20 protein-coding genes and 1 riboswitch are annotated in these 20,201 nt (G+C 36.9%); of the genes, 13 read left to right on the top strand and 7 right to left on the bottom strand.

The window, feature by feature from the left end:
• Positions 1-11: 11 nt before the first annotated feature.
• Positions 12-1,301 carry an O-acetylhomoserine aminocarboxypropyltransferase/cysteine synthase family protein gene (locus tag AC1DOS_RS01345; RefSeq protein WP_477536109.1) on the bottom strand — a complete coding sequence of 430 codons (1,290 nt, stop codon included), beginning with the start codon at positions 1,299-1,301 and terminating at the stop codon, positions 12-14.
• Positions 1,302-1,418: 117 nt separating this feature from the next.
• A riboswitch (SAM riboswitch) is annotated at positions 1,419-1,535 on the bottom strand.
• A gap of 136 nt (positions 1,536-1,671) precedes the next feature.
• Between AC1DOS_RS01345 and AC1DOS_RS01340 the strand changes: the two genes are divergently transcribed.
• From AC1DOS_RS01340 to AC1DOS_RS01310, 7 genes are all read left to right on the top strand, one after another.
• Positions 1,672-2,328, top strand: coding sequence for a glycerol-3-phosphate acyltransferase (locus AC1DOS_RS01340; protein WP_477536108.1), 657 nt, complete (start codon positions 1,672-1,674; stop codon positions 2,326-2,328).
• Positions 2,329-2,485: 157 nt separating this feature from the next.
• Positions 2,486-3,727, top strand: coding sequence for a peptidase T (gene pepT / locus AC1DOS_RS01335; protein WP_477536107.1), 1,242 nt, complete (start codon positions 2,486-2,488; stop codon positions 3,725-3,727).
• Positions 3,724-4,689: a DMT family transporter gene (locus tag AC1DOS_RS01330; protein ID WP_477536106.1), complete on the top strand. Its 966-nt coding sequence runs from the start codon at positions 3,724-3,726 to the stop codon at positions 4,687-4,689. Before pepT ends, AC1DOS_RS01330 begins: the two co-directional genes overlap by 4 nt.
• A gap of 385 nt (positions 4,690-5,074) precedes the next feature.
• On the top strand, positions 5,075-5,899 hold the full coding sequence (locus AC1DOS_RS01325) for an ABC transporter ATP-binding protein (protein ID WP_477536105.1): 825 nt from the start codon (positions 5,075-5,077) through the stop codon (positions 5,897-5,899).
• Between the two features lie 594 nt (positions 5,900-6,493).
• Positions 6,494-7,192 carry a hypothetical protein gene (locus tag AC1DOS_RS01320; RefSeq protein ID WP_477536104.1) on the top strand — a complete coding sequence of 233 codons (699 nt, stop codon included), beginning with the start codon at positions 6,494-6,496 and terminating at the stop codon, positions 7,190-7,192.
• A 93-nt stretch (positions 7,193-7,285) separates the two neighbouring features.
• Positions 7,286-7,591 (top strand): DUF3243 family protein, encoded by a 306-nt coding sequence (locus tag AC1DOS_RS01315; RefSeq protein WP_477536103.1) that lies wholly within the window; start codon positions 7,286-7,288, stop codon positions 7,589-7,591.
• A 22-nt stretch (positions 7,592-7,613) separates the two neighbouring features.
• Entirely contained in the window at positions 7,614-7,841 is a 228-nt protein-coding gene (locus AC1DOS_RS01310) for a hypothetical protein (RefSeq protein WP_477536102.1), read from the top strand.
• A 41-nt stretch (positions 7,842-7,882) separates the two neighbouring features.
• Here the strand turns inward: AC1DOS_RS01310 and AC1DOS_RS01305 are convergent, their stop codons facing one another.
• The gene (locus tag AC1DOS_RS01305; RefSeq protein WP_108584958.1) at positions 7,883-8,971 is read right to left on the bottom strand and encodes an AI-2E family transporter; all 1,089 of its coding nucleotides are present in this window, start codon (positions 8,969-8,971) and stop codon (positions 7,883-7,885) included.
• Positions 8,972-9,132: 161 nt separating this feature from the next.
• On the opposite strand from AC1DOS_RS01305, the gene AC1DOS_RS01300 reads away from it, so the two are divergent.
• Positions 9,133-9,363, top strand: coding sequence for an NUDIX domain-containing protein (locus AC1DOS_RS01300; RefSeq protein ID WP_477536101.1), 231 nt, complete (start codon positions 9,133-9,135; stop codon positions 9,361-9,363).
• Between the two features lie 259 nt (positions 9,364-9,622).
• A complete protein-coding gene (locus AC1DOS_RS01295) occupies positions 9,623-10,195 on the top strand; it encodes a GNAT family N-acetyltransferase (RefSeq protein ID WP_108584957.1) in 573 nt (190 codons plus the stop codon).
• 62 nt (positions 10,196-10,257) lie between these two features.
• Here the strand turns inward: AC1DOS_RS01295 and AC1DOS_RS01290 are convergent, their stop codons facing one another.
• From AC1DOS_RS01290 to AC1DOS_RS01275, 4 genes are all read right to left on the bottom strand, one after another.
• Positions 10,258-11,094, bottom strand: coding sequence for a GNAT family N-acetyltransferase (locus AC1DOS_RS01290; protein WP_477536100.1), 837 nt, complete (start codon positions 11,092-11,094; stop codon positions 10,258-10,260).
• 78 nt (positions 11,095-11,172) lie between these two features.
• Positions 11,173-12,630, bottom strand: coding sequence for a D-alanyl-D-alanine carboxypeptidase/D-alanyl-D-alanine endopeptidase (gene dacB, locus AC1DOS_RS01285; protein WP_477536169.1), 1,458 nt, complete (start codon positions 12,628-12,630; stop codon positions 11,173-11,175).
• Between the two features lie 330 nt (positions 12,631-12,960).
• Positions 12,961-13,866 (bottom strand): DMT family transporter, encoded by a 906-nt coding sequence (locus AC1DOS_RS01280; RefSeq protein ID WP_477536099.1) that lies wholly within the window; start codon positions 13,864-13,866, stop codon positions 12,961-12,963.
• A 145-nt stretch (positions 13,867-14,011) separates the two neighbouring features.
• Positions 14,012-14,860 (bottom strand): DUF1206 domain-containing protein, encoded by an 849-nt coding sequence (locus tag AC1DOS_RS01275; RefSeq protein WP_477536098.1) that lies wholly within the window; start codon positions 14,858-14,860, stop codon positions 14,012-14,014.
• A 202-nt stretch (positions 14,861-15,062) separates the two neighbouring features.
• On the opposite strand from AC1DOS_RS01275, the gene AC1DOS_RS01270 reads away from it, so the two are divergent.
• The gene (locus AC1DOS_RS01270; protein ID WP_477536097.1) at positions 15,063-15,563 is read left to right on the top strand and encodes a hypothetical protein; all 501 of its coding nucleotides are present in this window, start codon (positions 15,063-15,065) and stop codon (positions 15,561-15,563) included.
• Positions 15,564-15,589: 26 nt separating this feature from the next.
• Here the strand turns inward: AC1DOS_RS01270 and AC1DOS_RS01265 are convergent, their stop codons facing one another.
• Positions 15,590-16,285, bottom strand: coding sequence for a class I SAM-dependent methyltransferase (locus tag AC1DOS_RS01265; RefSeq protein ID WP_477536096.1), 696 nt, complete (start codon positions 16,283-16,285; stop codon positions 15,590-15,592).
• 144 nt (positions 16,286-16,429) lie between these two features.
• Here AC1DOS_RS01265 and AC1DOS_RS01260 point away from each other — a divergent pair, with 144 nt between their 5' ends.
• From AC1DOS_RS01260 to AC1DOS_RS01250, 3 genes are all read left to right on the top strand, one after another.
• The gene (locus AC1DOS_RS01260) at positions 16,430-17,416 is read left to right on the top strand and encodes an aldo/keto reductase (RefSeq protein ID WP_477536095.1); all 987 of its coding nucleotides are present in this window, start codon (positions 16,430-16,432) and stop codon (positions 17,414-17,416) included.
• 231 nt (positions 17,417-17,647) lie between these two features.
• Positions 17,648-18,988: a sigma 54-interacting transcriptional regulator gene (locus AC1DOS_RS01255; protein WP_477536094.1), complete on the top strand. Its 1,341-nt coding sequence runs from the start codon at positions 17,648-17,650 to the stop codon at positions 18,986-18,988.
• Positions 18,989-19,204: 216 nt separating this feature from the next.
• Positions 19,205-20,200, top strand: a complete 996-nt coding sequence (locus AC1DOS_RS01250) for an ABC transporter substrate-binding protein (RefSeq protein ID WP_477536093.1) — start codon at positions 19,205-19,207, stop codon at positions 20,198-20,200.
• The last annotated feature ends 1 nt before the right edge of the window (position 20,201 follow it).

Genomic DNA, 20,201 nt, shown 5'->3' with positions numbered 1-20,201 from the left:
CCACCTCCAAGTTAAATCGGTACGACGATTGCTTGATCTATCGCTTGCCTTAAATCAGCTAATAAGTCTTCTACCGACTCTAATCCCACTGAAAGTCGAATCAATTCTTCTGTGACACCTGACTTTCTTAATTCTTCTCCACTTAACTGTTGATGTGTCGTAGAAGCCGGATGAATGATAAGCGATTTGGCATCTCCTACATTGGCAACATGAGACCAGATTTTGACGTTATCGATGATTTTACGCCCTGCATCTCGTCCTCCTTTAATTCCAAAATTCACAATTGAACCGTATCCATTCTTCAAGTATTTATTAGCTAATTGATGAGATGGATGAGATTCAAATCCATTGAAACTTACCCACTCCACCGCTGGATGATTCTCTAGAAAATTAGCTACCGCCAATGCATTTTCATTGTGCCTCGGCACACGTAAATGTAACGTTTCGAGACCTTGCAAGAAAGAAAATGCATTATCTGGGCTTAGACATGGACCAAAGTCACGAAGTAGTTGAACTCGAAGTTTAATAGCGAATGCAACTTGAGGCACGTCAATCCCATAACGCAATCCATGGTAACTAGTATCTGGTTCCGTAAACTCAGGAAACTTCTCGCTATTCCAATCGAATTTTCCTGCATCAACTACCACACCTCCAATTGAAGTACCATGTCCACCAATCCATTTTGTTGCTGAATGTACTACTACATCAGCACCATATTCAATAGGATTACTTCCATATGGAGTAGCAAATGTATTATCAACAATTAACGGAATTCCGTGCGCGTGGGCTATAGTAGACACAGCTTCTATATCTAGAACATGGAGACTTGGATTGCCGATAATTTCCCCAAAAATGGCTTTCGTTTTTTCAGAAATGGCTCCTCGGAAATTCTCCGGATTAGTTGAATCGACAAACTTTACAGTGATTCCATACTTTGGAAGTGTTTTAGCAAACAAATTATAAGTACCACCATATAAATTACTAGCAGCAATGATTTCATCTCCTGCTCCTGCTATATTTAAAATAGAAAAAGCGATCGCTGCCATTCCACTTGATAAAGCTACTGCAGCTGTACCCCCTTCTAACAAAGCAACACGCTGTTCAAATACATCGACTGTTGGATTGCCTATACGCGTATAGATATTTCCAGCTTCTTGCAGCGCAAAAAGTTTTTGAGCATGTTCTGTATCTTTGAAAACAAAAGAAGTAGTTTTATGAATTGGTACCGCACGTGAGCCAGTAATCGGATCCGGCTCTTGCCCTCCGTGTAAAAGTAGCGTTTCTGGTTGAAGATTAGTCATTGTTTTTCCCTCCTGGTTTGTGGTTTAGATGGAAGTGTGGAGGCGAAAGAGGAGTTTTGGAATACAAAAAGCCCCTTCTTCGCTTAAGAAGAGGGGGCTCGCAATTGCGTATACCTCCTCTTATCTTTCAGATCCACATGAAGAAATCTGTAGGAATTAGCACCTTTGCAAGTTCATCACTTGCCGGTTGCTGGGCATCGTAGGGCCTAGTCCCTCTGCCGCTCTTGATAAGAGTATTTGATTCAATTTTCCATCTTGAGAAACAGTATATGTTTTCCAGGAAGAAAAAGTCAAGAAATAATTATTTTTTTTGAAACTTCAGCCAATAGTCAAACGTTTAAAGAGTGAGAAGAAAAAAGGAGTTGAGATTTTGAATCTTGCTTTATTGTCACTCATGATTATCCTATCAGGCTATTTAATTGGGGGGTTACATGGGTCCTACATCGCACAATGGATTTCAGGGGTTAATGTAAAAGATCAAGGTGTAAAGAATTCTGGGGCGTCTAATGCTACCATCGTGTTAGGATGGAAATTCGGGGCTTTAGTTGCGTTATTTGACATTGGTAAAGGATTTATCGCCGTTCTATTATTGGCCTATATTTTAGATACACAAAGTCTCTTTAATGGCTACACACCTACTCTACTTTTATTAATAGGAGCAGCTGTCGTTATCGGACATAATTATCCTTTGTGGATGAATTTTGATGGTGGCAAAGGAACTGCATCAATCATTGGGATTATGTTTGCTGTCGATTGGAGAATGGGCTGTATTGGATTGACCTTGCTCATATTAATAACTCTCATAACAGACTATTTACCAATTGGCGTTCTTTTTTTATACCTTACATTATTGGTTTATGTATTTTGGTTTATGGGAGGATTTTGGCCGAACTTCATCTCATTAGCTCTTTTCACTTTAGCTATTTGGAAACATAGAGAAAACATTCTACGTATAAAGCAAGGAACTGAACCTAAAGTGTCTACTGTTATGAAAAAGAAAAAAACGACATCTCCACAGGAATTCTAAGAGGATTTACTATATTTCTTACATTTACCTGTTTGGCAGCAGCCTCTTATTAGGTTAAAAAATATCCTATCTGATTTTTAATAGCATTCAATATTCCTAGATGATTCTGAAAATGATAAACTAATAATAGATTTATGAAATTAAGGAGTGGAATGTCATGCAAGAAATATTAATCGAACGCCTCGTGCGTTATGCAAAAATTGATACACAATCTGACGCAAACAGTTCAACTTGCCCTTCAACACCAGGTCAGTGGGACTTACTCCATGAACTTGAAAAAGAGTTGGCTGCGATCGGAATGGAAGACATTTCACTTGATGATAATGGCTATTTATTTGCTACATTACCTTCAAATATAGACCATGAATTGCCTACAATTGGATTCTTAGCTCATGTTGATACAGCAACGGATTACACTGGGAAAAATGCGAATCCTCAGCGCATCGATTGCTACGAAGGCGGCGACATTTCATTAAACGAAACAACAGTAATGTCTCCTACCGATTTTCCTGAGCTTAACAATTATATCGGTCACACTTTAATAACAACAGATGGCACGACATTACTTGGTGCCGACAATAAAGCGGGTATTGCTGAAATAATGACAGCTATGGAGTATCTGATAAATAATCCAGACATCAAACATGGCAAACTCAGAATTGCCTTCACTCCTGATGAAGAGATTGGTCGCGGACCTCATAAATTCGATGTTGAAAAATTCGATGCAAAATATGCTTACACGATGGATGGAGGTCCTCTTGGGGAACTACAATTTGAAAGTTTTAACGCTGCTGGGGCAAAAGTCATCACACGCGGAACTAGCGTTCACCCTGGATCTGCAAAAAACAAAATGGTCAACGCCTTAACTATTGCGATGAAGTTCCAATCTTATATGCCGGCATCTGAAGTGCCTGAAAAGACTGAAGGCTATGAAGGATTTATACACTTAATGAATTTCAGCGGTCATGTAGAAGAAGCACAGTTGTCATATATAATTCGTGACTTTGATCGGGAAAAATTCGACGCAAAAAAAGGATTGTTTGAAAAAGCAGTGGCTGAAATTAAAGCAGAGTATGGTTCACATGCTATTACAGTTGAACTAAATGACCAATATTACAATATGGGTGAAAAAATTGAGCCCGTCAAAGAAATTGTAGATATCGCACATCAAGCAATGACAAATCTATCTATTAATCCTTTAGTCCTGCCGATTCGTGGCGGAACTGATGGATCTCAATTGTCTTATATGGGCTTACCTACTCCAAACATCTTCACAGGTGGTGAAAACTATCACGGAAAATATGAATATATTTCGGTTGATAACATGGAAAAGGCTACACAAGTAATGATTGAAATGATACAACTGTTTGAAAAACAAGTAACAGGGTTGAATTCTTGAAAGAAATAGGGCTTGGAATCTTGGCATCTTTATTTTTTGCGGTAACTTTTATTTTAAACCGGTCAATGGAACTTTCCGGAGGAAGTTGGATGTGGAGTGCTTCATTACGGTATTTCTTCATGGTACCTTTTTTAATGTTAATCGTTGTACTTCGAGGAGGAATGGCAACACTCCTAGCTGAAATGAAGAGTCGACCTCTTCCCTGGTCTGGTTGGAGCTTTGTTGCATTTGTTTTGTTCTATGCACCTATTACATATGCAGCTGCTTACGGTCCTGGTTGGCTAATTTCGGGAACCTGGCAAGTGACAATTATAGCTGGTGTTTTATTAGCCCCTCTGTTTTTTATAACGATTCATACTTCTAATGGGATTCGTAAGTTTAGACAACAAATCCCTTTAGTGTCACTTGTCATTTCCATGGTCATCTTGATTGGAATTGTACTAATTCAAATTCCACATGCAAACAACGTGTCCACAGGTACACTTGTGCTCGGAACATTTCCAGTGTTGGTTGCAGCATTTGCCTATCCACTTGGTAATCGTAAAATGATGGAACTAACTGGGGGCCGTCTCGATTCGATTAGTCGCGTCCTTGGGATGACAATCGCATCACTTCCGGTCTGGATTTTACTAGCAGTTTATGCTGCCTTATCTGTCGGCCTTCCTTCTAGTAGCCAAGTTTTCCAAAGTTTGATAGTTGGCATTAGTTCAGGAGTAATTGCAACTACCTTGTTTTTCATGGCTACAGATCGTGTTCGAGAGAATCAAGGGAAACTTGCTGCAGTTGAAGCAACCCAAGCTACACAAATTTTATTTGTAATAGCTGGCGAAATGATGTTACTAGGTGTTCCTTTACCTGAACCCGTAGCGTTTATCGGGCTAGTTATCATTATTATTGGACTCTTTTTACACAGTTTTTACACAAAACTCTTGAAACAAAAACAAGCAAGATCCGTCTCTTAGACAGATCTTGCTTGTTTTTTTGTTTTATCATTATAACTATTGCCCCAGTCTCTAGTAACAGATTAAAAATTGCTTTTCCAAGAACTCAATAAGATGTTTTCTTTGGCCACTTTTACGCCTATTATGGCACCAAGTGGCATATAATTCTACTGGTATCGTCGGGAATCTAACTAGCCATATCTATAACTATCTTCTTAGCTGGTTTGTCCGATACCTCGCCTTTCGTTCTTATGAACGTAACTACTTATTCTTCGTTCCTTTGTCTTGTTCACAAGTTTGAAACGACTTTTCAACAAACAATGAAAATCATTCTCACTTGATGACAATTATGTGATATGATAACCACAGTGAGAATACCTATCAGTTCGATGGAGGCTATACAATCATGGTTACTGCTGTTAAAACTGAATCCCTATCAATTGGATATACAGATCGATTATTATTTGAGAATTTGGATTTACATATACCCCGTGGAGAAATTTCTGTTTTTGTAGGTAGCAATGGTTGTGGGAAGTCTACACTTCTTCGTTCGATTGCACGCCTATTAAAACCAACAAATGGCTCTGTTTTATTAGAAGGAAAAGATGTACACAGTATGTCTTCAAAAGAAGTTGCGAAAAAAATGGGTATTTTACCACAATCCCCTGTATCACCCGAAGGTTTAACGGTTCATGATTTGGTGAAACAAGGTCGTTATCCACACCAATCATGGTTAAAGCGCTGGACAGAAGAAGATACAGAAAAAGTTGAAGCAGCTATGGCAGCAACTTGCATTAGCGATTTACGTGACCGTGCAGTTGATACATTATCTGGTGGTCAACGTCAACGCGCTTGGATTGCCATGACACTTGCACAAGATACCGAGATCATATTACTCGATGAACCAACAACTTACTTAGACATGACACACCAAATAGAAATATTAGATTTGTTATTTGAATTAAATGAGAAAAAAAATCGTACCATTGTGATGGTGTTACATGATTTAAATTTAGCTTCACGTTATGCACACAATATCATCGCTATTAAAGATGGAAAAGTTCATGAACAAGGAAAACCTGAGGATATTGTTACTTGTGATTTAGTACGTTCTGTTTTTGGAATGGAGTGTCAGGTTTCCAAAGATCCAATGTTCGGTACACCTCATTGTATTCCTTTTGGACGCGGACGCTGTGTAGTACCTGAATTACACGCAGCTACAGGAGCATAATAAAAATAAGCAAACTGAGAACCTTTTAGCGACAAAAATACGCAGGTTTCCGGTGAGCTTTTGAAGGGGGATGTGACTTTGTCACGTCCCCCTTTTACTAGTACAGTTAATCTTGCAGCTTGGACGCCTTCGTTGCTCACCTACAACCTTTAGATTTTTAAATTTTGATTTACTAATGAATCATCACTCTCTTCAACAAACCAAGTAGCTGAAGATACAATTTCGGCTTCTGCAAGCCTACCTCTTTATTCTCTAGATTATAGTGCAACAAAAGATGCGTCAGAAGAGCACTGAAAACCCTCTTACATCAAAGAAATCAATCATCCTTTATATAAATTGTCACAACAAACTATAAAAAAATAGTCACTGAAACAAAAAAAATCCATGCATTGAGCACGGATCCGATAATCTAGACTTCCACAACTTAACGATGAGGGGGGTTAAGTTTGAAGTTAATCAGCGTCGATTTGGAGAAAAGTCGCTGACATGGTTTCTTCCCTAATTTTCAGAAAGAAATTCTCTTATACGATAATGATAATCATTATCACTTAACAAGTCAATACTTTATTCGGTAAAATTTTGTATACTTAATTTATGACTACTTTAACGAACGATCAAATCCGACAATTAAATATGTACAGCACCTATGTAACTCCACCAGCTCATGCATTATTTACACTGAAACAATTACAAGACATTGATTTTTTGTCTGTTGTACAAGCAGTTACAGGGATAGACAACAGAACCGTTGCCGCCTCTTATCTCATGCGTCGCTATGGCATGTTTGCATCAACACAATTTGTCATGTTAGCCACTTACGATGAAGTATGGTTAGGTGAACTTGATGACTTACAGTTTGCTGCAAATGTGGAATACGGAAATAAAGGCATCAGCATGTATATCAATAAAAATCACTATGTCGATATTGAAAACGAGCCTCGTCAAGTAATAATCCGAAAAATATTAAAGGATCAAATACATAGCTTGCTTATAAAAATCCGTGAGCATTCATCTGTTTCTCCTTTAACATTATGGGAAAATGTATTTGGATTTCTGTTGTGGCATTATGCAGTTATGCTCTCCCACTCCTCTACTTCAAAGCAAGCCAAAATAGATTTGGAAATATTAAAATCAGATGAAGTTTGGGATGGAATAGCTCCAAAATCTCTCTTCAACACGTATTTAAAAGGTTTAGAACCTGCTCAATTATTGAATACCACAGTTCGTACGACATGTTGTTTTTCAAAAGATGTCCCTGGTTTGCTAAAATGTGGTTTTTGCCCTCACGAATAGGATGAAATACCCATTTTACACATTGGGATGTTTTACTTGAGTGGAATTAGGATAAACCTAACCTAAGAAGATGAAAAGGAGCGTGTCTACGACATGGAAAACATTCAAGGTAAAGTTCAAGAAGAATTAAAAAACGTTAGTCCTGAAAAGAAAGATGAAATTTTAGCGAATTTTTCAACCTTTAAATCTTATCTTGGCGACAAAGTTGCAATGGGTGAAAAATTAGGTCTGGGTGAAGAACAACTAGCGAAAACAGCTGAGAAAGTAGCTGGATATTTAGCAAATAATGAAGAGCCAAAAAACAGTGAAGAAAACTTGTTACAAGAATTATGGAAGTCAGGCGACAAAGATCAACAACATGCTTTAGCTCACATGTTAGTTAATATGGTGAGAAAATAAGTATGTGCAAGGACGGATTGATATGACGAACAAACCTTTTGATGATAAAGAACACAAAAATCAAAAAGGCCGTAAATTAGACAATCCCGATTTAGTTGAAACAGAAAAAGAAAGTCTTTTCGATATGCATGAAGATATGCAAACGGTTGATGCCGTCCCCGTTGAGGAATTAAATCAAAAAGTTAAAGACGAAGAATATAAAAGTCATTCTAAAGACACTTCAGCAAGTGAAGAAAGATATCCAAAATAAACAAAACCCGGTCGCTCCAGTGACCGGGTTTTGTTGTTTTGCTATTCTTCTTCTACTGTTGATGTTGCTGCTTCTTTAATTTCTGATCGTCTAGCATAAGCATTTTTCAAAATTGTTTTAATAACTGCATACGTAGGAATAGCTAAAATGACCCCCCATAAACCGGCTATATTTCCTGCAGCTAAAATAATGGTTATGACGGTTAGAGGATGAATATCCAGTGCTCTTCCCATTACGTTTGGCGAAATTAAATTACTTTCAATTTGTTGTGCGATAAGCATGATTATTGCTACATAAATGGCCATCTGTGGTTCTTGAATGAAACCAATAATCAATGCGGGAATGACGGCAATAAAAGGACCTAAAAACGGAATAACATTTGTTAACAATCCGAAAAACGCTAAAAGGAGTGCGTATTTTAGACCAATTATAAAGTAGCCTATCAGCAACAAAATCCCAACTGCAACACTAACCACAAGCTGACCTTGAATGTATGCCTTTAAAGTCCCATCGATGTCCACCAGAGTTTTGCGAATCCATGTTTTACGTTCGCCACTAAAGAAGTTAGCAATAAAAGGGGCGAACTTTTCATGATCCTTCAAAATATAAAAAAGAAAGAACGGAACTAATACTAATGCAAATAACCCTTGAGCAATACTTTGAACGAATACAACTACCCAATTACTGAATCCTTTAGCAATATCTGTTGCTTTACTAGATTGATCGTTTATTGATTGCTCTATAGAATCTGGAAGCCGGTCCTTTTGATTTATAACAAAATTAATCATGTCTTCTACGCCTTGTGTAATTGCAGGTGCCTCTTCAACTAATTGGTTAACTTGTTTTGTTATTGCAGGACCAATGATGGATGAGAATATCCAGAAAATGAGACCCAATGCTACAAAGATGGCTAATAAACTTGTCCATCTCTTCCATCCTCTTGAATCTAAAAAATTCAGAATCGGTCTTGTTAAATAAAATAATACTCCCCCAAGTAAAAGTGGTAGGAAGATTGTCTGACCGATAATAAACAGCGGTGAGAAAATTCCTTTTACTTCTATAAACATTCTAATAATAACTAACCCGAGTAGTATTCCTACTCCTACTTGAAACCAAAGCTTTTTCGTCAAAAATTTCACGTCCTTGAATATGATTGTGACTCTTATTATAAGTTATTTTTGGCAATAAAGGGTATACATAGTATAAATGTTTTAGGGAGGATAAAATCATAGAATATTATCAAGAAATACGTCAATATGCGGGAAACCTTTCCCTTATCTTACCGGGAGCGTTGGTCATCATTCAAAATGAATTTAATGAAATACTGTTGCAAGAACGTAAACCAGGATTATTCGGTTTACCAGGTGGGTTTATGGATTTAGGTGAAAGTTTGGAAGAAACCGCAAGTCAGGAAGTTTTAGAAGAGACTGGATTATTCGTTTCAAATTTAGAACTACTTCACGTTTTTTCTGGTCCAGACTATTATTTAAAATTGATAATGGAAATGAATTTTATTCAGTAACAGTGGTTTATCGAACAAACACCTTTAAAGGAACACTTCAAGCAAACAAAGAAGAAACTTTTAGGTCGGGTTTCTTTCCAATTGACAACTTTCCCGATCAACTATTAGCTTCAAATAAAAACTTTCCAGAAAAATGTTTAGACATCTAGAAAAGTGGGTAAATATAATACCGAGGATTTTTTATCGCCTACTTTTTTCCTCTTAAGATACTACACAAACAAAAACTCCGCGTAAATACACTTTTAAGGAGACTGTTTAAATGAATTGGTACGAAAAACTCAATCAATACTTCCCAGTTGAAGAAATGAAATCAAAAGAGCACATGGAAACATTACTAGCTGAAAAAGGTAATGTTTATATAAAAGATGAAGGTCCAAAACACGTACTTATGTACGTTGAGTTTGAGAATTTTGTATTTGTTGATTACTTATTTGTATCTAAAGATGCTCGAGGTGAAGGATTAGGTCGTAAGCTATTAAATCAATTAAAAGAAAAAAACAAGCCTATATTACTCGAAGTGGAACCAGTAAATTATGAAGATACCGACACTGAAAAACGTCTTAAATTCTATGCTCGTGAAGACTTCAAACATGCATCACGCATAGGTTACATTCGACGATCTCTCGCGACAGGCGAAAATACAGTGTTAGAAATTTTATATTGGTCTCCAGTTAATGAAGATGAATTAGATATTTATAAAGCCATGAAATGGACATATGAAAACATTCATACTTTTAAAGATCAACATTTCTATGGTGAATCTTATGACCCTTCACATGAAGTTCTTGAGTTTAACGATGAAAAGAAAAGCAATATGTTAAAAGAATATTAATCAAATCCAAATGATGCTTTCGCTTTTTTATGAAAAATTAGATACACTTTAATCGGACCGACTCACTTTGAGTCGGTTTTTATTTTGTACTCATAGTAATCTTGTGCATGTACTGCCTTAAATCCTACCGATTCATATAGCTTTAATGCGTGTGCATTTTTTGTTTCGACTTCCAAATGAACGGAATGTCCTAATTCATTTTGTTCATTTACAACTTTACGAAGTACATTTCGTCCTATTCCTTTTCCTTGGTACTCGGGTAGAATGGAGAAACCATAAATCCAAGCTTCTCCTTCTTCACGTTTCACTCTGACTTTTCCAATCGTATTGTCATCCACAATAATCATGAGCATATCGGTGTCTTCATCGCTGTCAATCCGACTTTCCATCGCTCTAGCGTCTTCTTCTGGCACTCCGAACGCTTCAATATCCAATCGAACTCTCATGTCTATATCTTCTATCGTTGCGTGTCTCAAAATGAAACCGTCTGATGCTTCGAGTATTTGTGGTTGCCAATGCATTTGATGTTCAGTGAATTTGTAACTAGCTCCATGTTTGCCTAGAAATGTTTTTGCTGCATCTGAGCTTGCTGGGGCATTAAGTAGTACTTTCTTAAAACCTTGATCTTTGATCGTTTCTTTTGCTTTATTAAACATCTCATTAAAATAACCTTTACGGCGTTCGTTAGGTTTCACCATTCCGCATACTTCTGCAGTTGAACCAAATGAATATACACCCAAAAATGCGATCAATTCTTCATTTTCATACTTTAGAAAATCAAATTGATCCGTCTCACGGCTACGTAGCATTTCCCAGTTAAGTTTTAGTTGTAAGCTGTCATATCTTTCGCATTCTTTTTGAAGTATTTCAATATCCTTTAATTGCTTAGTCGTTAACATTTGTGTCTCCTTAAATTCGTATTTGTACTACCTAAAAATAGCTTCCCACATTTTCATTTGGGAAGCTAGTCGTTATTTTTATTTTGTATAGTTGGCTATAGCAGTGGCAATTTGATCTTCAATTGGAGTTACAGCTGCTAAGTCATTGTTAATGAGCACCGAGAAAACAAGCAACTCTCCATCTTTCGTAGTGGCATATCCCGATAAAGCAGAAACGGCAGTTAATGTTCCCGTTTTGGCTTTGACATTGCCAACTGTTGGCTCTGTTTTCATACGATTACGCAAAGTCCCTCCAACAAACCTTTCAGCTACACCTGCTACTGGAAGAGAATTTAAAAATGTAGGATACCAAGGTTCTTTTTGAACAGAAACGAGAAGATTTGTTACTTCATTTGATGGAATCAAATTGATATGTGACATCCCTGAGGCATCTCGAATCATAATTCTCTCCATATCCAAACCTAGTTTAGAAGAATTTTCCCCAATCACTTGAAGTCCCTTATCCCAGCTTCCCTCACCATATACTACCTTGCCCATCTCTTTAGCCAATACCTCTGCATGTGCATTATTACTCAATTTCATAAATGGAATCGATAATTCTTTAAGCGTCATCGAATCTTTTGATGTTAGCAATTGAGCTTGTTTTGGCGCTTTCCCCAAAGTCACTTGAGGTTTACTGCCGACAAACTTTATGCCTTGTTCCGTTAATGATTTCTTGAAAAGATCAAGCGCATAATATGAAGGCTCCCAAACTGCAATCCATTCACGTGTAACGGTTCCCCCAACTGGAACTGTGCCTTCAATAACGACATTATTAGTTCCATGTTCCCGCTCAATCGTAAYGTTTTTCGTTCCTGAAGCAACCGTCGTGGAGCGATTGATAATTTTCACTACATCAGTCTCCGGTGACACCTTAATTGTAGCTTGCTCTCCAATAGTTGAGTTTGCATGTGCTTCCACAATGACTGAGCCCGCATCAAAATCTGCATTTGGGGATGCAGTAAGCGCAGAGACTTGGGCAGCATAATAATAAGATTCGTCCGACCAGTTTATATCTGATGATAAACGGATTTTATCGTACCAAGTATCGTCTCCAATCAAATCTCCGTTAATTTTCTTTATCCCCTTAGAAACAAGATTTTGGGCAAAAGCATCGAAATCTTGTTTCAGTAATGTTGGGTCTCCCTTCCCTTTCAAGTACACGTTTCCTTTTAAAACACCACCCTTAAGTTGACCGTCAGTTAACACTTCCGTAGTGAAACGGTAATCTTCACCTAGAGTTTCTAGAGCAGCTGCTGCTGTCAATAGTTTCATGTTGGATGCCGGATGTAATCTAGTTTCACCAAAATGATCATACACAATTTCACCAGTAGTAGCTTTTCGAATACTGACTCCGGTTGTAGCACCATCGAGCCGTTGGTCTTGAAGGATTTTATTGATGCTATTTCCTAACTGGGCATATTCATCCGTAGCAATTACTTTTGGTTGACTATCCTCAATTAGAAATGGTAAAAATGCAAGCACTGCAATTACCATAAAGATTATATATTTTTTAAATTTCAATACGTTTACCCTCCTAATAGCTAGTATGGAAATGAGCATATCATAATATAGTTTGAATATTATGTATTTTGTGGAAACTTTTTAAAAAACATTCTTTTCTCATAGAGACTATTTAGAATGTCTATTTCTTTATATGTGCTTGTTAAGCAAAACATGCAGCAAATAAAAGTTTCCCACTCCTTTTTTACTATTCCTGTAAAGTCTTCGATTTAATCCAGATTATATAGTGGAAAGGTTCCTTATCGAAAATGTTCCTGCTGACATAGAAAAAACCACAACGGCATAGTTGTGGTTTTGAAGATTTTATAGGTTATTTCTTTTTGCGAAAAAATTGAATGTTAGATTCGGGCGAGTTGTTAAGTATACACCACATAAAATGACCAGTAATCCAATAATCATATGAATGGAAATAGGCTCTTTTAATAAAAAATATCCCCAGAAAATAGCGGAAATTGGGATTAAATAAGTTACAGAAGTCGCAAATTCTGGACTTCGCTCTCTCATTAAATAGAAAAATAATAAATGAGCGATTCCTGAACCAAAGAAACCAAGCCCAATAATGGCAAATAGGATTTCACCATTCAAATTTTGTGAGAGCGTAAGTAATTGATTAGGTTCTGTAAAAATCATCATTAATCCACCTACAAATGCTCCAACTATTAACGTACAAGTTGTAACAATAATAATTCCTGCATCTTTTAAATGTTTGCGTACGTAATGTGAAGAAAAACCATAACACATGGTGGCTATGATCATCGTACCAATTCCTACAAAACTTTCTCCAAATAATAACGAAATATCAAAGTCCATTATAATCAAAATGCCGACGAAGCCAGTCGCTATTCCTATCCATTGCTGTTTTAGTAATATGGAACCAAAAAACAGTAACCCCATTAATCCTGTGAATATGGGCGTAAAGGCATTTAGGACGGCAGCTAGGCTACTGTCTATTTGAGTTTGACTAAGAGCAATCAATCCCCATGGCAAACCAGCATTCATCACACCAACTAATAATAATGGTTTCCATGGAATAGGTTTTATGATGTCTTTTTTTCTATACCACAATAATGGTAATAATAATAATGCCCCAGCTAAACAGCGAATAAAAACGGTCCCCCATACACCTGCGGGTTCGCTAAGAATTGAAATAAATACAAAAGAAAGTCCCCAAACGAGACTAAGAGTAACGAGTGCTACATACACGCGCATAATGAATTCTTCCTTTACTGAACCTTCGTTCGTTAATTAGGTATCTAATCTTTCTATTTTCTAATATTATCACATTCTATTTCTTCTGAATTATTAAGTGTGTAAACATAAAAGAACCATTCACATATATGAAAGGTTCTCTTTTTTATTTTCCTTTGTTGCCAAAATTCATATGTTGATAACGACCTCGAATAATTTGATAAATACCGTATAGGATTAGACCAACCGCTACCATTGCGAGCAAGAATTGACCAAATGGTTGACTTGCCATCTCGTCTAAAGCTCCTCCAAGACCTTTCGATTGGTTCGGGTCATGGGTATAGGCAGTTTCGATAAAAAAGAATCCAACCATACTTAGTACTACTCCACGTGCAATTAATCCAATCTTCCCAGAAATACGTGCTACTTTAAGTTCTTTATCGTTCATTTCATATGTTTTGAATTTCTCCATAAACTTCTCTTTAATCCCACTTAACAGTTCATACAGACCATACCCAATTATTATGGCGCCTACTATACCAACTAACCACACACCAAATGGTTGTTCCATTAACTTAGCAGATATCGGTTTTTCGGAGTCACCACCACCTGCGTTTTCAGTGTGACTTGCCAATTTAATGGCACCAAAAGCCAAATTCGCATAAATGATTCCGCTAATAAAATAACCAGTCCGTTTAATGAGACCTTTTGCATCCGTACCTTCGTTTTCAGGATCTTTAATGGCTTTGATGAAATCCCATACAATATATCCAATTAAACCAATTCCAATTATCCATAGTACCACTTCTCCAAAAGGCATTTCCGAAATGGATTGTAACGCACCTGAAGCACCTGTGGTATCCCCTCTAGGTCCGAAAGCCGCAAGTGCTGCTAGAACTCCAATCATTCCGTAAACAACGCCTTTTGTCATATAGCCGAATCGCCCAAATCGACGTACCCATGGTTTTGCTTCCTTCATTTTATTCTTAGCTTCGGTTTTTGATATTGTATCCATTTAAGGCACTTCCTCTACTAGTAATCTTATATGTAAAGTTCCCGTTATAGTAAAAGTAGAAACCTTTTTACAACATAGTTGATTTAAATAGAGAATTTCTTTGGGAAATGAGGTAATCAACAACTTGTAATGGAATATATACCAATTACTTCCGTATTAGATTATAATTCTATCGAATCCAATTGAAGGAGAATGAGTTCGATTGAAAAAAATAGTTATGATATTCCTTTTAACTTTAATTGCTGGCTGTTCTGGACAAGCCAATTCGGAAGAAAAAAGGACAACAATTAGCAAATCGGATCAAATAATTAGACACACCATCATGGAAAACTTCGGATATCGTCATGAAATTGAAGAAGATGCAGTAAAGCTTATTGAATTTAATGAGGAAACTGGCAAGATGAAAATCATCGTTTTTACCTATACTTTTGAAGATGAATCTTATGAAGAGTTTAAAGCAGATACCCTCGCTAGTTGTGTAAATGTTCTGCAAGATATTAAGAAACAACGGAAGGTTCAAGAAGTGGATTTAATCATCGAAACTCCGATTGAGGATTTAAACGGAAATCCAGATTATGATGGTGCCATATTCAATATGGTGTTTGAGCGAAAAAACTTAAATAACACTGATTTTCATGAGTTGAATCCCCTTGAGCTTTCTAAAAAAGCTAACTTTTATTTCCAAGCACCCTACACAGAATAAAAAGACAAGGCTTAGGCCCTGTCTTTTTACTTTGTTGAATGTGCAATCCATCCACCAAATAGTGTGGTAGAAAAGAATTGTGTAACCCTCTCAAATCCTGCTAATTCTAAAAGGTCTTCAATTTGATCGGACGGAATAAAGGATAGTTCACGAACCGATTCCTCCATCCCTTCTACATCCTCTTGAGTTAAGTCAGTTAAATCTAACCAGATTGACTTCCATAAATTCATACGTTCATCAAATTCCGGTTTAGACTGATCTCCATACATTGACACTAGAACGAAAGGAGCCCCTGGCTCTAAATTATCTTTTACCTTTTTTAATAGACTTAGTTTACCTTCAACTGTTTCTACAAAATGTAATACAAGTAAGCAGGTAGCGGCATCGAATGTTTCTTTAAAGTCCATTTGTTCAATCGTCCCCGTATAAACTGACACTCGTTCTTCAATGCCTTCATCTTTCGCTTTTTGCATCGCTACTTCAAGCATCGCTTCAGAAGGATCAACACCCGCGAAAGTCCATGATGGATTAGCTTTTCCAAACGTTACGATTTCATTTCCTCCACCAGCACCGACGACTAAGATGTTTGCTTCGTCTTTTACATGAGCTCTTAGAAAGGACTGAACCATGCGAAACATTGCATCATAAGTAGGCAAAGCACGACGAATTCCTTTATCGTATTCTCTTGCCATTTCCATATCAAATTCTAAATCATTTTTCACAGTTTTTCCCCCTTATGAAGTAAACTTGCTAATTTTTATTATGGAGTAATTTCACAAAACTTTCAAACTGTTAGAGATTCGCTAACTTCAGAGAAAAAGTGTTACACTTACCCCAAATAGCGCTCTTTTGGAGGATTGAAGTCTATGCAAAACAACATAAAGAAACGACCTTTAGGTCAAACAGAATTACTCTTGTCCCCCCTTGGACTCGGAACATGGCAGTTTAGTAAAGGGACTGGTGTCGTAGGTAAGTTTTGGGGCGTTTTAGATGACCAAATGACGGAAGAAATTATCAAAACTTCTTTAGATGGTGGTATCAATTGGTTCGATACTGCCGAAGTGTATGGTGGTGGAGAGTCCGAAAAGATATTAGCAAAAGCCCTTGAAAATATCGGAGCCTCACCAGAAGATGCTAAAATTGCAACCAAATGGTGGCCAATGTTTCGAAGGGCGAACTCTATTACAAAAACAATTGAGACTCGAAAACAAGCATTAAGTAACCGACCGATTGATTTGTATCAAATCCATCAACCGTATTCTCTTTCTTCTGTAGAAAACCAAATCAAAGCGATGGTTAGTCTTGTGGAAGACGGTCACATCAACCATGTTGGTGTAAGTAATTTTAACGCTTCAGCCATGGGCAATTCACATCGAATTTTGAAGGATAACGGCCAAACTCTTGCCTCAAATCAAGTGAAATACAGTTTACTTGATCGAAGAATTGAAGAGAACGGAACATTAGAACGCGCACAGGAACTTGGTATTTCTATTATTGCCTATTCACCTCTTGAACAAGGATTGCTGACAGGGAAATTTCATGATAATCCTTCGTTAATTCAAGATGCTAAAGGTCCAAGAAGACATCAACGTAAGTTTAAAGAATCTGGGTTAGCAGAATCTAAACCCCTCATTTCTTTATTGGATGCAATTGGCGAAAAATACAATGTAAGTGCTAGCCAAGTTGCTTTAAACTGGACTATTCATTATCACGGAGAGACGGTTTTTGCAATTCCAGGTGCCACTAAAGTTCATCATGCACAAGACAATGTAGGTGCTTTAACATTCAAACTTGATGCTTCTGAACTCGAAGAAATATCAAGGACTTCATGGAAAGTCATCCGGAAGAAATAATTGTAAAAACAGTGCAATAAGCCATTCATTCTGAGTGATTCATAACAAAAATCGCCTAAACTAGACGCCTTAATAGGGCGTCTTTTTGATTTTTAGGGAATTATCTCACACTTGCAATTCCCTATTAATTCTTTATAAAAAATAAATTATTAGAATTATTTAAATTGTACTTGTAATTAGATTATTCAGTATTGTATAGTCTTATACAAGAATGAATAAAGGAGTTCAATAATGAATTCAATGTTATTACTTCCAAATACCGATGAGGAAATCATAGATACACATGACGAAGATATTATTATCACTACGCGAGAAGGAAAAATTATTAAAGTAACGCAAATTAGTGGCGAACATTACGGCCTATCGCCAGGAGAGCTTTTAGGTAAGTCTGTTTATGACTTAGAAGCACAAGGGATTTTTTCACCTGCCATTACACCTGAAGTAGTTAAGCAAAAGAAAAAAGTAGTTACCGTACAAACGACTCCATCTGGTCGCAAAGTACTTATTACAGGGATTCCTCTTTTCAATGATCTTCGTGAAGTCGAGTTTGTTATTAGTTATTCCTATGAACTTTCTGAGTTGATTGTCATGAAAGAGTACTTGCAAGATTTAGAAACTGAAATGTCAAAAGTAAAAGAAGAATTAGCTCATTTAAGAGATCAACACATTCAAATAAATGGCTCTATTATGGTCAGTCAATCTTCAACCCGTGCGGTAAAGACAGCTCTTAAAATGGCAAGAATTGATGCGCCAATTGTTATTCAAGGTGAATGCGGAGTTGGTAAAACATCGTTAGCTAAATTTATTCATTCGCAAAGCAATCGAAGTGATGGACCTTTTATTGAAGTTAATTGTGGCTCGATACCCGATACAATTTTTAAAAGCGCTTTCACCGGTTATCCAGACTCTAAGTCACAAGGTTATTTAACCCTAGCAGATGGTGGTTCACTTGTACTAAAAGAAATTGATCACTTGACTCTTGCTTCCCAATCAGTTCTTTTTAATCTTCTTCATAAACAGTCATCTTTTAGGATTATTGCGATGAGTGAATTTCCGTTAGAAGAGTTAGTGAAACAAGGTAAATTACGAGAAGATCTATTCTATTTACTTCATATCGCTCCTATTCAGTTAAAGCCATTACGTGAAAGACCAGAAGATCTACAAAAAGCCATTTTTATTTATTTAAAAGAGTTAAATGAACAGTATAAATCCGAAAAAAACATAGCAGATGAACTCTTTATCCACCTCCTTCAACTCGAATGGAAAGGAAATTTTCGGGAGTTAAGAAATGTCTTTGAACGACTCTATATTGGAAGTGAATCAACTAAAATGAGTCTTCAAGACTTACCTTTACAGTACCAACCTTCCGAAGGAGAACATATCGGCATTGAGTTCGATGGACAAACCCTGCCTCATATTTTGGAGTTTGTTGAAAAGAAAGTATTATTGAATGCCCAAAAACGTTATAAAACAACAACAGAGATGGCACATGTATTAGGAATTAGCCAACCTTCTGTCGTTCGTAAGTTAAAAAAATATTCTAACTCTTCAATAATAGAAGAAAACGATTAAAGTAATTTCCCTAAAATGCCTTAATCCCGTTATGGCAATAGAAAATAGTAAAGGAGGTGTTTAGTAAACCCGGAGAGCATTGCTACAGAAACACATAACTAGCGCGGGCTGCTTTATTGACCTACTTAACATTACTTATACATCATGGACCACTTACTATGGCCTACGCCATTAATGGAAGCTTCACTTATGAATATGAAATAGGGGGAAATTGGGATGAAGAAATGGTTATTAATTTTATGTTCACTTATGTTACTACTTGCGTTGGGAGCTTGCGGAAAAGAAAAAGGATCTGCCGCGACTGAAAATGGAAAGTCATCAGAACCGTTAAAAGTAACGCTTCCTACTTGGACTGGATATGGACCACTGTTCTTGGCTAAAGAAAAAGGCTTTTTCGAAAAAAATGGTCTAGACGTTGAGCTATCAATTATTGAAGGACTTGCAGAACGTAAAGCAGCTTTAGCTGGCGGCAAAATTGATGGAATGGCAACAGCATTGGATGTTCAAGTAACGTTGGCAGGTGCTGATATTCCAGTACAAGTTGTATGGTTATTGGATGATTCATACGGCGGGGATGGAATTCTTGTTAAAAAGGAAATTAAAGATGTTAAAGACTTAAAAGGGAAAAAAATTGCATTTGAAGTAGGTTCAACCAGCCAAATGCTTGCATTAACTGCATTAGAAAAAGGTGGATTAACAGAAGAAGATGTAACAGTCGTTCAAATGTCTGCTGGTGATGCTGGGGCAGCTTTTGCTGCTGGAAAAGTTGATGCCGCTGTAACTTGGGAACCTTGGTTAACTAAAGGAGCAGAAGCGAACGGTAAAGTATTATTATCAACAAAAGATTTGCCTGGTATTATCATTGACACGGTTGCGTTTAGAGAAGACGTTATTAATAAACGTCCTGAAGATGTAAAAGCATTTGTTAAAGCAATGGGTGAAGCAATGGATTACTGGAAAGAGAATAAAAAAGAAGCTAATGAAATTATGGCAAAAGGCCTTAATATTGATGTAGCAGAGTTTGAAGCAACTGAAACAGGATTGAAATTCTTTGCAAAAGAAGATAATGAAACATTATTCGGTACAAAGAGCGAAAAAGGTTCGATTTATCAATCAGCAGAAAATGCGATTCAGTTTTACAAAGACCAAGATATGCTTGAAAAAGACTTGAAGGCTGACGATGTAATTAATGGCAGTTTTATTCAAGAATAAA

The sequence above is a fragment of the Paenisporosarcina sp. P5_A11 genome, assembly GCF_056400705.1.
This window is presented reverse-complemented; position numbering and strand designations above follow the sequence as displayed.

Coding starts and splice junctions, on each gene's coding strand:
- pepT (WP_477536107.1), top strand. CDS start 2,486: ATGCAAGAAATATTAATCGAACGCCTCGTGCGTTATGCAAAAATTGAT.
- AC1DOS_RS01325 (WP_477536105.1), top strand. CDS start 5,075: ATGGTTACTGCTGTTAAAACTGAATCCCTATCAATTGGATATACAGAT.
- AC1DOS_RS01280 (WP_477536099.1), bottom strand. CDS start 13,866: ATGCGCGTGTATGTAGCACTCGTTACTCTTAGTCTCGTTTGGGGACTT.
- AC1DOS_RS01250 (WP_477536093.1), top strand. CDS start 19,205: ATGAAGAAATGGTTATTAATTTTATGTTCACTTATGTTACTACTTGCG.
- AC1DOS_RS01275 (WP_477536098.1), bottom strand. CDS start 14,860: ATGGATACAATATCAAAAACCGAAGCTAAGAATAAAATGAAGGAAGCA.
- AC1DOS_RS01315 (WP_477536103.1), top strand. CDS start 7,286: ATGGAAAACATTCAAGGTAAAGTTCAAGAAGAATTAAAAAACGTTAGT.
- AC1DOS_RS01320 (WP_477536104.1), top strand. CDS start 6,494: ATGACTACTTTAACGAACGATCAAATCCGACAATTAAATATGTACAGC.
- AC1DOS_RS01255 (WP_477536094.1), top strand. CDS start 17,648: ATGAATTCAATGTTATTACTTCCAAATACCGATGAGGAAATCATAGAT.
- AC1DOS_RS01310 (WP_477536102.1), top strand. CDS start 7,614: ATGACGAACAAACCTTTTGATGATAAAGAACACAAAAATCAAAAAGGC.
- AC1DOS_RS01260 (WP_477536095.1), top strand. CDS start 16,430: ATGCAAAACAACATAAAGAAACGACCTTTAGGTCAAACAGAATTACTC.
- AC1DOS_RS01290 (WP_477536100.1), bottom strand. CDS start 11,094: ATGTTAACGACTAAGCAATTAAAGGATATTGAAATACTTCAAAAAGAA.
- AC1DOS_RS01345 (WP_477536109.1), bottom strand. CDS start 1,301: ATGACTAATCTTCAACCAGAAACGCTACTTTTACACGGAGGGCAAGAG.
- AC1DOS_RS01295 (WP_108584957.1), top strand. CDS start 9,623: ATGAATTGGTACGAAAAACTCAATCAATACTTCCCAGTTGAAGAAATG.